This is a genomic window from Rickettsiales bacterium Ac37b (assembly GCA_000746585.2).
GTDB lineage: Bacteria > Pseudomonadota > Alphaproteobacteria > Rickettsiales > Arcanibacteraceae > Ac37b.
The window spans coordinates 1,670,428-1,684,085 of sequence record CP009217.2; the positions used below are offsets into that span (position 1 = coordinate 1,670,428).

A 13,658-nucleotide genomic window follows, 5' to 3' on the forward strand; every position below is an offset into this window, starting at 1 on the left:
CTTCTTTTAATCTAAATTTTGTGCTTGACTCTTAAGATAGTGTAAAGCTGTACGGTAAATGAGTATAGGATATCTCTATGTTAGATAATAACAATCAACCTCACGATTATTATTTCCGTTCTATGATGGCTAATATTAATAATGCTAAAGGTCTTCTTAGTAGAAGACTGCCTGAGCATATTAAGCAAATAGTGAATCTAAATAGTTTAAAAGCTTGTAAAGAGACTTATATAGATGAAGATATGAAAAAATATCAACTAGATACTCTGTATCAAGCTGATTTTGGAGATAGGGCAGGTTATATATATCTATTACTCGAGCATCAATCCTCGATAGATAAGCATATGCCTTTTAGAATGTTAAAATCCTAGTTAGGATTATGGAGGATCATCTTGAGAGCCATAATACTTTACCAGTTATTTATCCTTTGGTTATCTATCACGGTCGAAGGTCTTATAGAGCTCCTAAAACACTTATAGAACTATTTAACAAAGAAGATTTAGAATTAGCAAAGGAGATGTTGCTGAACCCTTGTAATATTATAGATTTAACAAAAGCCAGTGATAGTGAGCTTAAGAAGTTTATCAATACTGGCCTTTTAGAATATGCTTTAAAGAATATATACGATCCTGTACGCATGCTCAAAAACATAAGAGAAGAAGCAATACTGCTTGATCAAGAAGAGAGTAGTAACTTGCAAAAATTATTAATATATGTTAGTATGGTAGTAGAGGAACAGAAAGTAGTTAGAGATTTTATAGAAGAAACATTTCCAGAAGATAAGGAGAAAAGAATGGCTAGTTTAGCGGAAACTTGGTTCCAACAGGGTATAGAACAGGGTATGCACTTGGTTGCTCTTAATATGCTGAAAGAAAAAGTTGATAGAAACCTTATCTCTAAAGTAACAGGTCTTTCTCTTGAGGAACTTAGTTCTTTGTACAATAAGATATAATAAGAAAGCAAAGAAAATGATGTATATAATGGTAGCGTTGCAAGAAGTAGGTTAAAATAAAAAAATAATAGGTTATTAATTTACCATATACCATTAATATTATCGAAGGACTGCATCATCAAATCAGAAAATATATTAAACTAAAGGACTATTTCCCAGTGTAAATACTTTGTGAACAGTCTCATAGTGCTTTTTTATGTAATTTTCCGCTTAAATTAATTGATTCCCAATTTAAAGGATATAATTTGCTATAACATTTAATAGGTAATTTATGTGACAGTCAAAGATGAAATATTTTATTTTTTCCTATTAATTTAGTTTAATTCAAGTATAAATCATTTTATTTAACAATAAGTAATAACTATTGGAGTATAAGGTGATAATTACATGATAATTATGTCAACTAATTTATTCGACATATATAATAAAAAAGATAGTTTACTCTCTATCAATATTGATGCATTTTATTAGAGTACTAATATTTTCTATTTTAAAAAAATTATTTTATGTCTAGTCATATTTGTTCTGATAACAAAACTTGTAATGATTCGGAAGTGCATAATATATCTTCTATTTTTGCATGGAATATGTTGCGTAAAGAAAAAAAATCTATATTAATAGACGTCAGAACGAAATTGGAATGGGACATAATAGGGTACCCTGAGTTAAGCTCTTTAGATAAAGAAACATATAAAATTTCGTGGAGAATTGCTCCAAGTATGAAATGTAATGAAAATTTTATAAAAGAATTACAATGCTTGGATAGTGATTATAATACGCCTATTATATTTATATGTAAATCTGGGGGAAGATCATTAGAGGCCGCTGTTGCTGCTATGTCTTTTGGCTATAAGAAATGTTATAACATTCTTGGTGGATTTGAAGGTATAGAGAAGGCAGGAGATAATAATATTCAAGGATGGAAAGAACAACAATTACCATGGAAACGGAGCTAGTAATGAAAACTGCCAGTGCGGTTATATATAATACAGAATCGGCGAATGCAATAGATACATGGTTTGCTATACGTGATAATTTAAAGTCAAAATATGGAGAAGCTATTTTTAAAAGCTGGTTAGGCAAGCTAGATTTTATTTCATTCAATAATGGGCAATTAATATTGTCAGCACCTACTAGGTTTATTAAAGAATGGATATATAATTATTATTCCCATATCATCCAAAATTTATGGCATGAGCATGATAAATCAATAAGGCAGTTAGATATTATAGTAGATAGCGGTCATAAAAAGTCACTAATGCATCCTTCTATTGCTTCTACTGAATCTTTGCAGAATAAAAATGAAGATACAATACCTACAGAAGAAATGGTATTTTCATCATTAGATAAAAGATTTACTTTTGAAAACTTTGTTGTAGGGGGGCCGAATGAGTTAGCTTATGCTGCGGCAAGGGCTACTGCAGAGTCTTCTAAAGTGCAATCTGAATCTAATCCTCTATTTTTATATGGTGGAGTGGGGCTTGGAAAAACTCATTTAATGCATGCCATAGCTTGGCATATACATGAAACTACACCTTGGCGTAAAGTTGTATATATGTCTGCTGAAAAATTCATGTATCAATTTGTACAAGCTTTAAGAAATAAAGATATTATGTCTTTTAAAGAAAAATTTAGATCAGTTGATGTTTTAATGATAGATGATGTGCAGTTTATTTGCGGTAAGGATAGTACGCAGGAGGAATTTTTTCATACTTTTAATGCTTTAGTTGATAATAATAGGCAGATAGTAATTTCTTGTGATCGATCCCCTTCGGATTTAGAGGGTATAGAAGAAAGGATTAGATCTCGTTTAGGATGGGGATTAGTTATTGATGTTCACAGTACAACTTATGAGCTTAGATTAGGTATTTTGGAGTCTAAAGTAGAGCAATTAGAGTGCCATGTTCCCAAAATAGTGTTAGAGTTTTTAGCGTCTAAAATTACCTCGAATGTTAGAGAGCTTGAAGGAGCTCTTAACAAAGTAGTAGCTCATTCTACCTTTGTTAAAAAAGAAATTAATCTTGAAAATACGCAGGAAATTTTACGTGATCTTCTAAGGGCTAATGAAAGAGTGATTACTATAGAAGAAATACAAAAACGCATAGCTGAGCGTTATAGTTTAAGAGTAGCAGATATGTCGTCTTCAAAGAAATTGCGTATGGTAGCAAGACCAAGACAGATTGCTATGTATTTATCTAAAATGCTAACTCCACGTAGTTTATCTGAGATTGGTCGTAAATTTGGAGGAAAAGATCATACAACAGTTTTACATGCAATACGTAAAATAGAAGAACTTTGTAATGGTGATAATGAATTTAATGAAGAAATACAGATGCTTATGCGTATGTTTCAGCATTAATTGAAAAAGCTTAATATGATAGGGGTATAAAGAATTTTATGGAACTGGATTTATTGGAAAAAATAGAAGAAGATACAGTGGGAAATGCTATTCAAGAAAAAAATGGATTTTCTGTTCTTGTAAGCCGTACTGATTTGTTAAAAGTTTTATCTCATGCTCAATCAATAGTTGAAAAAAATAATATTATTCCAATTTTATCTCATATTAAATTATTAGCTCAAGATGGTATTATTGAATTAACTGCGACTAATACAGAAATTGCTATTATAGAAAAAATTAAGGCAGAAATTAATGTATCAGGAGTTTTAACTGTATCAGCACATACTTTGCATGATATAGTAAGAAAATTACCTGAAAATATTAATATAGAATTAACAGTTGATGTTAAAAAACAGTCTAGATTAAATGTGATTGCAGGTAATTGTCATTTTTCTTTACCTTTTTTATCAGCAGAAAGTTTTCCTGTAATGGGATATGGAGAAATGTCGCATAAATTTTCGATGAGCTCTTCAGAATTAGTAATGTTATTTGATAAAAATCGTCATTTTATTTCAACAGAAGAAACACGTTATAATTTAAATGGTATATATATTCATACTATTAACAAGGATGGGAAGTTAGCTTTTAGAGCTGTAGCAATAGATGGTCATAGATTAAGTAGAGTGGAGTTGCCTAAATTACCCGTAGGTACAGAAAATATACCAGGTATTATTATACCACGTAAAACAATATTAGAAGTTCGTAAATTAATTAGCAGTAACGATATTGAGATACTGATAGAAATATCTACAACAAAAATTAAATTTACATGCGGGGAATTAGTGTTAATTTCTAAATTAATAGATGGAACTTTTCCTGAATATGATACCTTAATACCTTATAATAATCAGTATGTAGTTCGGGTTGATAGTGAGAGCTTTACCCAAGCTGTGGATAGAGTTTCTACAATTTCATTTGAAAAGCTACGTGCAGTAAAATTTATGATTCAGAATAATAAGTTAACTTTATCTGCTGTAGATGAAATTCATGGAGCAGCTACGGAAGTTTTAGAAATATCGCATTCAGAAAAAGATATAGAGATAGGTTTCAATTCTCGTTATTTGCTAGATGTAATGAGTGTAATAAAAGGTAAAACTGTAGAATTCTTATTTGGTGATGATAATTATGCGCCTGTAGTTATAAGAGATGCAGAAGATGTTAGTTCTTTATACGTAGTGATGCCATTATTAATATAGCTTTTATAAATATATTATTAAAAATAGCTTTGTATCTATACTTAATACTTAGTCCATACGTTTAAACTCTATATTTTACAAGGCTTCTCTTGGAGAAAGCCTTGTTGTGTAATTAAAAACAGTTTTTTTTGTTCTGCTCTCTTTGCAATGGCTATATAGTAAAAACATTTGAATTTGCGTACGGCATCGATCAATGTTTACCTAGTAATTAGTAGGCTTTGATCTTCATTTCTATCTGCTTATAATCAAAGAAAAGCTCAGTTTGAGAATAATAACATAGGTAGGGGCTATAGAAGATATTCCTTTAAACAGCTGATTTTAAAATGTCTTTAATTTTTTCTATTAGATCAACACCTTCTTCTCGAGCAAGATATACTTTTTTTCTTAATAAATATGCTGGGCTAGTTAGTAATAGATGTTTTTGCTGTTTTAAATAGGCAAGATACTCAGATATAGTATTATATTCAGATTGCAATCTTCTGAATGTTTCTAATGAACTAATATAGTTAGTTGAAGAATCATTATTACAAAGTGTATTTTCCAGATGAAGAAGATTATTTAAATCTTTATTTTTATAAGCTTTTGTCACATGAAGAAAAATTTCTTTTGATTTATTTTTGGTAATATCAGGATGGCAAACTAGTACCAATTTTCTATAAATAGATTTTAGCTTGTTGTCTAAAATATGATTATATTGTTTAAGTCTAGCTTGCATCTCTGAGTTATGGCGGAAATAATTACTCTGAGGAGTAATATTATTTTTAAGTGTTCCTATAGATTTATAATATTCATCAGTAAAATTTTTAATAGTTTGCTCTATTGATTTAAGTTGTAGGACTAATAATCGGATTTCAAAATAGCAGTGTTGTATACGGCTTTTTAATTGTTTTATATTAGTAATTTTATAGAGAATATCTATATTGTTCATCTTATTTTTTTTGGCTAGTTTTATAAAAAGTGAAAAACATGCTATTAATATTTAGAGCTTCAGCTTTTTGTTGATATTTTGTTTGAACCCAGTTATCTGGAGGAGTTTTATAATCGGCATGTTCATTATTAGATATGAAACCTTGATTAGATAAAAAATGTTCTAAAATATGATGTGCATATTCTGTATGGTCGTAGCGAGTAAAATACTTGCATTTTCCTTTAAGACATGATGTAAAAGAAGCAAAAATTGCTCGTTAATCAGTCTTCTTTTATGATGTTTGGATTTGGGCCAAGGATCAGGAAATAAAATAAAAATTTTATGAATTATAGAAGATGGTAATTGCTCTAATAATAAACGAGCATCATCTGGCCATATTCTTATATTATTTATATTATGCTCTTTGATTAATTTTAATAAATTTGCGGTTCCGTTAATAAAGGGCTCACATCCTATAAAAGCTATATTAGGGTTATTAATAGCTTGAGTGGTAATAAATTCTCCTGTGCCAAAACCTATTTCAATATATATTTCTTGATAGGTAGAATTTAACCCGAAAATATCTTCCATATTGTTGATTTTTAAATCATCTAATAAAGAGGTGATCAAATTATTTTTGATAGAACATAATTTTCTTCCACGTCTTCTACCAAATGATAGTAGCCTATGACCCTTATTATCCATATATAAATCTTCTCAAAAAACTATATTTAAATGTAAAAAATAATATATATGGTCTATTTTAAGTCAATATTAAAATCAAGCAATATTTATTTAGGAAGATCTAGCTTAAATAACTCCATTCTTTCATAAAAAATGGAGTTATTGATTATATTAAAGCTTTAGTTCCTTAATTATTGCTCGTCATGGGGGTAGCGTATATTACCACTATCTCCTACCGTAGATAGGCTATCATAATTATCGTTAGTTATAGTGGATTCTTCTTGAACTTCTATCTCACCGTTTAATAAAGCCTCTATTTTACTATAATATCCTGGTTGCTCAGCTCTAGCTATAAACTCTTGAGATAACTCTCCTATTTGAGTTAATATGATGGTTGCTATATCGTACTTCTCTCTTATAACTGTTAACTCTAATGCTTTTTCCTTCCATTATTGATCAATATAATCGCCTGCTTGGTTTAATAATACTTTCATTGTATTAAACTGTTCTTCCTTAACCGATTCATTAAATACTTCTTGCTTTAATTCTTGAGGAATGTCATCTCCTACTTCATTTAATATTTTTAACAATACATCAGGTCTATTTATCTTACCTCCTTCCCTAAATAACTCTTCCTTACAATCTTGAGTAATATTCTCTCTTCCTATTTTCGTTAATAATATTTCAACTCTTGATACTGCCGAGGTGTGTAGGGGCAAAATTATGGAATAGAGATCTATTTTAACTGCGTAAATTAATGCTTTTTCTAGGTAATCATTTGGTATACTCGTTCCTAATATGTCTAATACTAGTTCTAGTTTCTCCTGAAGGTCTACACATACCCGAAGGGCACTAAAGAGTGCTTTTGCTTTTCCTTCGGTAGATACAAGTTCGGGAGAATGAAGGAGAAAGTGTTGTAATTACCCGAAATTATAGGCTTCTTCCCCTTCCAGTGTATCACCTCCCTCCTCCGAAATAAAATTTGTTGAATAATAATCTTCCATGTTCTTCTCCTTTTAATATATTATTAATCTTATTAATTAGATTAGCTCAAATTTTTATTAATTAAATTTTAATTAAGCAATTAACTCTTATTGATAATTTTACCTTATATGTTAATAATATACTATATAATTAATTTATAAATTTACCACAAATAATAAGCCTTAGAATCGCAAAGTAAATAGCTTCAGCTATTTTCTAGGAGAAGGTTTTGTAATATTTTAATAATTGATCAAAGGCTTCTATTTTCGCACGCAGAAGGCCCAAATAATGACCAAGATATGAGATTATACTCATAAACGGGTATCTCATGAGTAACCAAAATGGTAATGATCAAAATATAAAGTTCAAATGTTTTAGTTATATTATCATTTTATTTTTAACCTCTTTGTATTTTTTCTTTTTTTATCTCTAAATATTCAAGCTTAAAGTATCAATAATCGTCTAAATATTTTTGCCAGCTATTACATTTAAAGATTCTCATAATCTTGTACATAAGAAGTTACTTGGTGAGTAGTGTTAAAGTATTAAATTATTACTGCATGCTTGCCTACAGTCTTAATTAATTTTTAACTTCTTGGTCCTTGTAACTTCTCTTAAAAATCCTAGCCTATTCTTTAAACGATTACTGATACTTCTTAGGGTATATATAATTTTTGATCTATGGAAGTACCATTTTTTAATTTTTTCAAAAATTTTTATTTTTTAATTAAAAAATAAGGAAAATATAGGAAATTTACCTATTTTATTTCTTCCATCCAACTTTGTTGCATGATTCAAAGTAAACGAATAAATATAAGAATGGTATGATACCCTTCTTTATCTCTTCCACGCAACAATACTCCTCAGGAAGAAGTGAAAGATATAGTGTTTGCTATACTATCTCTTACAATTTTTTGTCCGGTAGTGTTATAAGTCTAAAAGATGGTATAAAAGTAAATGGGGTGATTATACTTGAAGAGAGCATATAGTTTCTTGATCTGAATTAGCATATGCATTCTTCTTCGCTAACCTAACAAAAAGTGGGTTTAGCTCATCATTACTATCTGCTAAGGAATTTGAAAAAACTATAATGACTAATTATAGGTTTTACTCTATCTTCCTTGTATTATTAACTAAATTTAGTTTGGTTAAGAAAGATTATACTTTAAAATTAATATAGATAAGTGCTAAAGATATTAGTATGATAAATTGTACGCATGGCTGTGATTAGAGGGATAAATATGTTACATATAGTTAGCATTAAATTATTTTATAAATATAGATTTAATAGATTTCTATTTATCCTCCTAATAGGAAATTTGGTATCTAATTTAAATGTGGTTTATGCTTCCTCATTAAATCAAAATAAATTAGATATATTGGCAGAATCTTTATATTTAATTGAATGTGGAAAATATCAAGAGGCATGGGGTAAAGCTGAGTATAATAAAGATACTTTAATAAGTGATATAATTCTTTGGATGCAATATAAATCAGGTCAGGGAGGGGCGTTTAATGAAATACAAAATTTTATTACTAAAAAACCTTATTGGCCCATGCAAAATCGACTTATACAAACAGCCGAGACAGCAATAGATACTAATGTCAGCCCAAATACGGTGGTTAACTGGTTTAAAAAACATCCTCCTACCACTTATCATGGAATGAAAATGCTATTAGATGCGCAAAGTAAATTACTAGGAGATAATAAAGTACTAACCAAGCAAAATAAAGATATAGTAAATTTAGTAAAAAAAATCTGGCTTGAAAGTAATCTTAGTGCTATTCAAGAGAGAGATTTTTTAGCAAAATATAGTATGATATTGAATAATCAAGACCACATAAAACGCGTTAATGAATTACTGTGGAAAAATGAATTTGCTCAAGCTGAACGGCTATTGCCAAAACTTTCTCCCGATTATCAAAAATTTTTTTTATTACGAATAAAATTACTTAAAAAAATACATATACCACAAAATTCAATGAAACATTTACCACCTAAATTACGTTTTGATCCTGGATTAATTTATGCTATGGCACATTTTCATCACCATAAAGATGACATAAAAAATGTAGTACAATTATTATCTATTCATCCTAGTTCTAATGAAAACAAAAAACAATGGTGGAGCTTACGTTCGAGATATATCAGAGAATTATTATATGTAAAAGATTATCATAATGCTTATAAAATAGCTAAAAATCACCATCATGATGGTAGATGTAGTGAAGTAGATGCTGAATGGTTAGCGGGTTGGATAGCACTTAAGTTTTTAAATAATCCTGAACAAGCATCTCGTCATTTTTATACTTTTTATAATAATGTAAAATTTCCTATTAGTCTTGCTAGAGGTGCATATTGGTCTGCTATTGCATATACCAAGTTGAATGATAAACAGCTTGCTCAAGAATGGTATAAAATTGCTGCAAGTTATCCCTATACATTTTACGGTCAATTAGCCTTGCTAAAATTAGGTCATAATACTATTACTTTGCCTAAAGAGATTGTTCGTAATGTAAAGGGAACAATTAATACAAGTAATATAGAGCTTCTAAATGTATTTGATTTATTTTTTAAATTAAAGAAACTCGAGTTAGCAAAAATGTTTGCTGAAGCAGCAATTCTAAACTCTAAAACTCAAGGTGAAGCAAAACTTATTGTAGATCATATATATAAGACACAAAATTTATATTTAATAGTAGAAATAACTAAACTAGCTAATAGGGAAAAATTGTTATTTGTAAAATCTTCCTATCCTGTATTGCCCAAACTTGCTAATTTTGACCTGGAAAAACCTATAATACATTCTATTATTAGACAAGAAAGTGTGTTTAATAAAGATGCAAAAAGTACGGCTGGAGCATTAGGAATGATGCAACTTATGCCATCTACTGCACAAAAAGTTGCAAAAAATTTAAGCGTAAAATACAGTAAGGTTGATTTAACTGCTAATCCGTCTTATAACATAAAGTTAGGAAGTAATCACCTATATAGTTTACTAAAAGATTATAAAGGCTCGTATATACTAGCTATAGCTGCTTATAATGCAGGATCTGCAAATGTAGATAAATGGATCAATACTATAGGAGATCCAAGAAATATTAATAAGTTAGATGATTTGATAGATTGGATGGAAATGGTGCCATTTTATGAAACACGTAATTATTTACAAAGGGTTATAGAAAATCTACAAGTATATAGGGTGATTATGAATGGTAATGGACTAGCGGCTCGTTTGACTGTTGATAAAGATTTAATGCGTTTAATGAAAACAGTTGATAATTGATACACGCGAAGCCTACAATTAGTAGGAGAGCGAGGTGTAACCGTAACAAATTTAAATGTTTTTGCAATAAAAATTAATTGCCAGCATAAAGTTTAATAACAATAAGAGAAAGATAATTATGAAATCATTTAACCAATTAACAGATATAAGTAGCATTGCTTTTAGTGATGAGTCTATATTATTACAGCAATTACAAGAATATACTAAAATTTTTCAAGACAAATCTGAAATAATTAATTCAAAGGCAAAAAAATATATTAATAGTATAAATGATTCAGATAATATAACAATTATTGATCAATTTATTAATGAATATAATTTAACTAATGAAGAAGGTATTGCTATAATGTGTTTGGCTGAGGCATTATTGCGTATACCTGATAAAAACACTATGGATGAATTGATAGCGGATAAATGTGGAAGTGCTGAGTGGTTAAAACATGTTGGGCAAGACAAATCTAAAATTGTTAATGTTGCTACCCTTGGCTTATCTGTGGCTGGAAAAATTTTGAGTTTGGATAAAACAAAAAATTTGCTTGGTTCTATAGTAAGAAGGGTTAGTGATCCTATAATTAGGACAGCTCTTAAAAAAGCTATAACCATTATGGGACAAAAATTTGTTATTGGAGAAAACATTGAACAAGCTCTCAAAAATTCAGGTCGTACTCCAAATTATATGTTTTCCTATGATATTTTAGGTGAAGGTGCTCGTAGTCAAGAACAAGCAGAATTTTATTTTGATCATTATCTACAGGCAATAGATGCTATAGGAGAGCATAATACTGAGGTTTCTTTACATAAAAAAACTAGTATTTCTGTAAAATTAAGTGCTTTACATCCAAGATATGAATTATTAAAAAAAAATAGATTAATTAATGAACTCATACCTACAGTGAAATGCATAATAACTCATGCTAAAAAGAAAGGTATTAATGTTACATTAGATGCAGAAGAAGCAAATCGTTTAGATATTTCTTTACTATTATTTGAAGAGCTATTTACAGATGAAGAGTTTGTAAATTATAATGGTTTAGGTATTGCTGTACAGGCTTATCAGAAACGAGCTCCATTCGTGATTGATTATTTAGCAGATTTAGCAAAAAAGCATAATAAAATAATTCCTATCAGGTTAGTTAAAGGTGCTTATTGGGATAGTGAAATAAAGAAAGCGCAGATGCTTGGTCTTGAAGGATTTCCAGTATATACCAATAAATATCATACTGATTTTTCATATTTAGCATGTGCGAGTAAGATGTTTAGCTATAGTAATTATATATATCCACAATTTGCCACCCATAATGCTTTAACCGTAGCGAGTATTTTATCAATCGCAGAAGGAAGACAATTCGAATTTCAATGTTTGTATGGTATGGGAAAACCTTTATATGACTATGTTATAGAACATGAAAAAGTAAATTGTCGTATTTATGCGCCTGTAGGTAATTATCATGATTTATTATGTTATTTAATTAGACGCTTAATTGAGAATGGTGCTAATAATTCTTTTGTACATATGTTTGCAAACGATGTAGCTGAAGAAGAACTATTACAAGATCCTATTAAATTAACAATACAAGAGAATTTTTTACCATCCAAAGAAATAAAATTACCTAAATTTATCTATAAAGATAATAGGGAAAATTCTCAAGGCTTTGATTTAGGTAATATATACCAAGTTGAAAATATACGCGAACAGTTACCAAAATTTATGCAAAAAACTTGGGAAGCTTATCCAATCATTAATGGTCAATCTAATAAAGATGGTGAAATAATTCGTTGTGTTCAGCCATGTGATTTAGAAAAAGAAATAGGGAAAATGAGGAAGGCCTCTGAAAAGGATTGTGACCTAGCCTTAGAGGCATCAGCTAAAGCCTTTAATTCTTGGTCATCAATGGATGTCGAAAGAAGAAGTATTATTATAGAAAAAGTAGCTGATGTATTTCATGAAAATCAGATAGAATTAGCTGCATTATTGATATGTGAAGGAGGTAAGACTATTGCTGATGCTATTGCAGAAATAAGAGAAGCAATAGATTTCTGTAGATATTATGCATGTGAAGCCAGAAAATTAATGAAAGCTAACCAAAAGCTTGCTGGTTATACTGGTGAAAGTAATGAACTTTCTCTTCATGGCCGAGGTATTTTTGTATGTATTAGTCCTTGGAATTTTCCTTTAGCTATTTTTACAGGACAAGTTGTAGCTGCATTAGTTGCAGGCAATGTGGTGATTGCTAAACCTGCCTTACAAACTTCGTTAATTGCATTTTTAGCAGTAAAATTAATGTATGAAGCAGGAGTTCCATATGATGTATTGCATTTTTTACCCGCTCAAGGTTCGTTAGTTGGTAATTATTTGTTAAAAGATAACAGAATAGCTGGTGTATCTTTTACAGGTTCTACTTATACTGCTAGATCTATTAATCGTACTTTAGCTGCGCGGGATGCAGATATTGTACCATTTATTGCTGAAACAGGTGGTCAAAATTGTATGATTGTTGATAGCTCTGCTTTAATTGAGCAGACAATTGATGATATTATACAATCTGCTTTTGGTTCTACCGGTCAACGTTGCTCAGCATTACGTGTTTTATATGTACAAGAAGAAATAGCTAATAAGTTAGTAAATTTATTAATCGGGGCTATGCGTGAACTTACTATAGGTGATACTCATGATTTATCAGTCGATATAGGGCCGGTTATAGATAAAAATTCTCAAGATACCTTGCAGCAGCACATAGAAATGATGAAAAAATCTGCTAAATTCCTATATGCTACTGAAATTAATGATGAAACTAGAAAAATGGGATATTTTGTAGCACCTCATGCTTTTGAAATTCAATCAATTAATGAATTAACAGAAGAAGTTTTTGGACCGATTTTACATGTTATCCGATATAATTCTGAAAATCTTGATCAAATAATTGATGAAATAAATTCTACAGGATATGGCTTAACTTTTGGTATTCAAAGCAGAATAGGTACAAAAATAGAATATATTAGGTCTAAAATAAAAGTAGGAAATATTTATGTAAATCGTTCAACTATAGGTGCGGTAGTAGGTCTGCAACCATTTGGAGGTGAGAGAGCTTCTGGTACAGGACCAAAAGCCGGGGGCCCTAATTATTTATTACGTTTTATGTTAGAGAGAAGTTGTACTATTAATACTGCTGCTATTGGTGGTAATTTAGAGCTATTTTCTTAAAGATTATAGTTATTAGATTAGGGAGAAATATATATCTGAGATCACATT

Annotated in this window: 8 protein-coding genes and 1 pseudogene; 6 read left to right on the top strand and 3 right to left on the bottom strand. The window is 29.7% G+C overall.

Annotated elements, in window-relative coordinates; translation table 11 throughout:
- The first annotated feature begins 77 nt into the window (after nt 1–77).
- From NOVO_08260 to dnaN, 4 genes and pseudogenes are all read left to right on the top strand, one after another.
- A pseudogene (locus NOVO_08260) lies at nt 78–952 on the top strand (Transposase_31; disrupted).
- Between the two features lie 506 nt (nt 953–1,458).
- Complete coding sequence (locus NOVO_08265; protein AIL65979.1) at nt 1,459–1,908, top strand: Rhodanese-related sulfurtransferase; 450 nt, start codon at nt 1,459–1,461, stop codon at nt 1,906–1,908.
- Nucleotides 1,909–1,910: 2 nt separating this feature from the next.
- The gene (gene dnaA / locus NOVO_08270) at nt 1,911–3,311 is read left to right on the top strand and encodes a Chromosomal replication initiator protein DnaA (protein ID AIL65980.1); all 1,401 of its coding nucleotides are present in this window, start codon (nt 1,911–1,913) and stop codon (nt 3,309–3,311) included.
- 38 nt (nt 3,312–3,349) lie between these two features.
- Complete coding sequence (gene dnaN, locus NOVO_08275; GenBank protein AIL65981.1) at nt 3,350–4,546, top strand: DNA polymerase III subunit beta; 1,197 nt, start codon at nt 3,350–3,352, stop codon at nt 4,544–4,546.
- 304 nt (nt 4,547–4,850) lie between these two features.
- On the opposite strand, the gene NOVO_08280 is transcribed toward dnaN, so the two are convergent.
- The 3 genes from NOVO_08280 to NOVO_08290 all read right to left on the bottom strand — a co-directional run bounded on the left by NOVO_08280 (nt 4,851) and on the right by NOVO_08290 (nt 6,856).
- Nucleotides 4,851–5,474 (bottom strand): hypothetical protein, encoded by a 624-nt coding sequence (locus tag NOVO_08280; GenBank protein ID AIL65982.1) that lies wholly within the window; start codon nt 5,472–5,474, stop codon nt 4,851–4,853.
- Nucleotides 5,475–5,636: 162 nt separating this feature from the next.
- A complete protein-coding gene (gene trmB / locus NOVO_08285; protein AIL65983.1) occupies nt 5,637–6,158 on the bottom strand; it encodes a tRNA (guanine-N(7)-)-methyltransferase in 522 nt (173 codons plus the stop codon).
- A 428-nt stretch (nt 6,159–6,586) separates the two neighbouring features.
- Entirely contained in the window at nt 6,587–6,856 is a 270-nt protein-coding gene (locus NOVO_08290) for a hypothetical protein (GenBank protein ID AIL65984.1), read from the bottom strand.
- Between the two features lie 1,506 nt (nt 6,857–8,362).
- Between NOVO_08290 and slt the strand changes: the two genes are divergently transcribed.
- Together slt and putA are read left to right on the top strand one after the other, a co-directional pair.
- Nucleotides 8,363–10,408, top strand: a complete 2,046-nt coding sequence (slt, locus tag NOVO_08295; GenBank protein AIL65985.1) for a Soluble lytic murein transglycosylase precursor — start codon at nt 8,363–8,365, stop codon at nt 10,406–10,408.
- A gap of 118 nt (nt 10,409–10,526) precedes the next feature.
- Complete coding sequence (gene putA / locus NOVO_08300; GenBank protein AIL65986.1) at nt 10,527–13,610, top strand: Bifunctional protein putA; 3,084 nt, start codon at nt 10,527–10,529, stop codon at nt 13,608–13,610.
- Nucleotides 13,611–13,658 lie beyond the last annotated feature (48 nt).

Coding starts and splice junctions, on each gene's coding strand:
- dnaA (AIL65980.1), top strand. CDS start 1,911: ATGAAAACTGCCAGTGCGGTTATATATAATACAGAATCGGCGAATGCA.
- trmB (AIL65983.1), bottom strand. CDS start 6,158: ATGGATAATAAGGGTCATAGGCTACTATCATTTGGTAGAAGACGTGGA.
- slt (AIL65985.1), top strand. CDS start 8,363: ATGTTACATATAGTTAGCATTAAATTATTTTATAAATATAGATTTAAT.
- dnaN (AIL65981.1), top strand. CDS start 3,350: ATGGAACTGGATTTATTGGAAAAAATAGAAGAAGATACAGTGGGAAAT.
- NOVO_08265 (AIL65979.1), top strand. CDS start 1,459: ATGTCTAGTCATATTTGTTCTGATAACAAAACTTGTAATGATTCGGAA.
- putA (AIL65986.1), top strand. CDS start 10,527: ATGAAATCATTTAACCAATTAACAGATATAAGTAGCATTGCTTTTAGT.
- NOVO_08280 (AIL65982.1), bottom strand. CDS start 5,474: ATGAACAATATAGATATTCTCTATAAAATTACTAATATAAAACAATTA.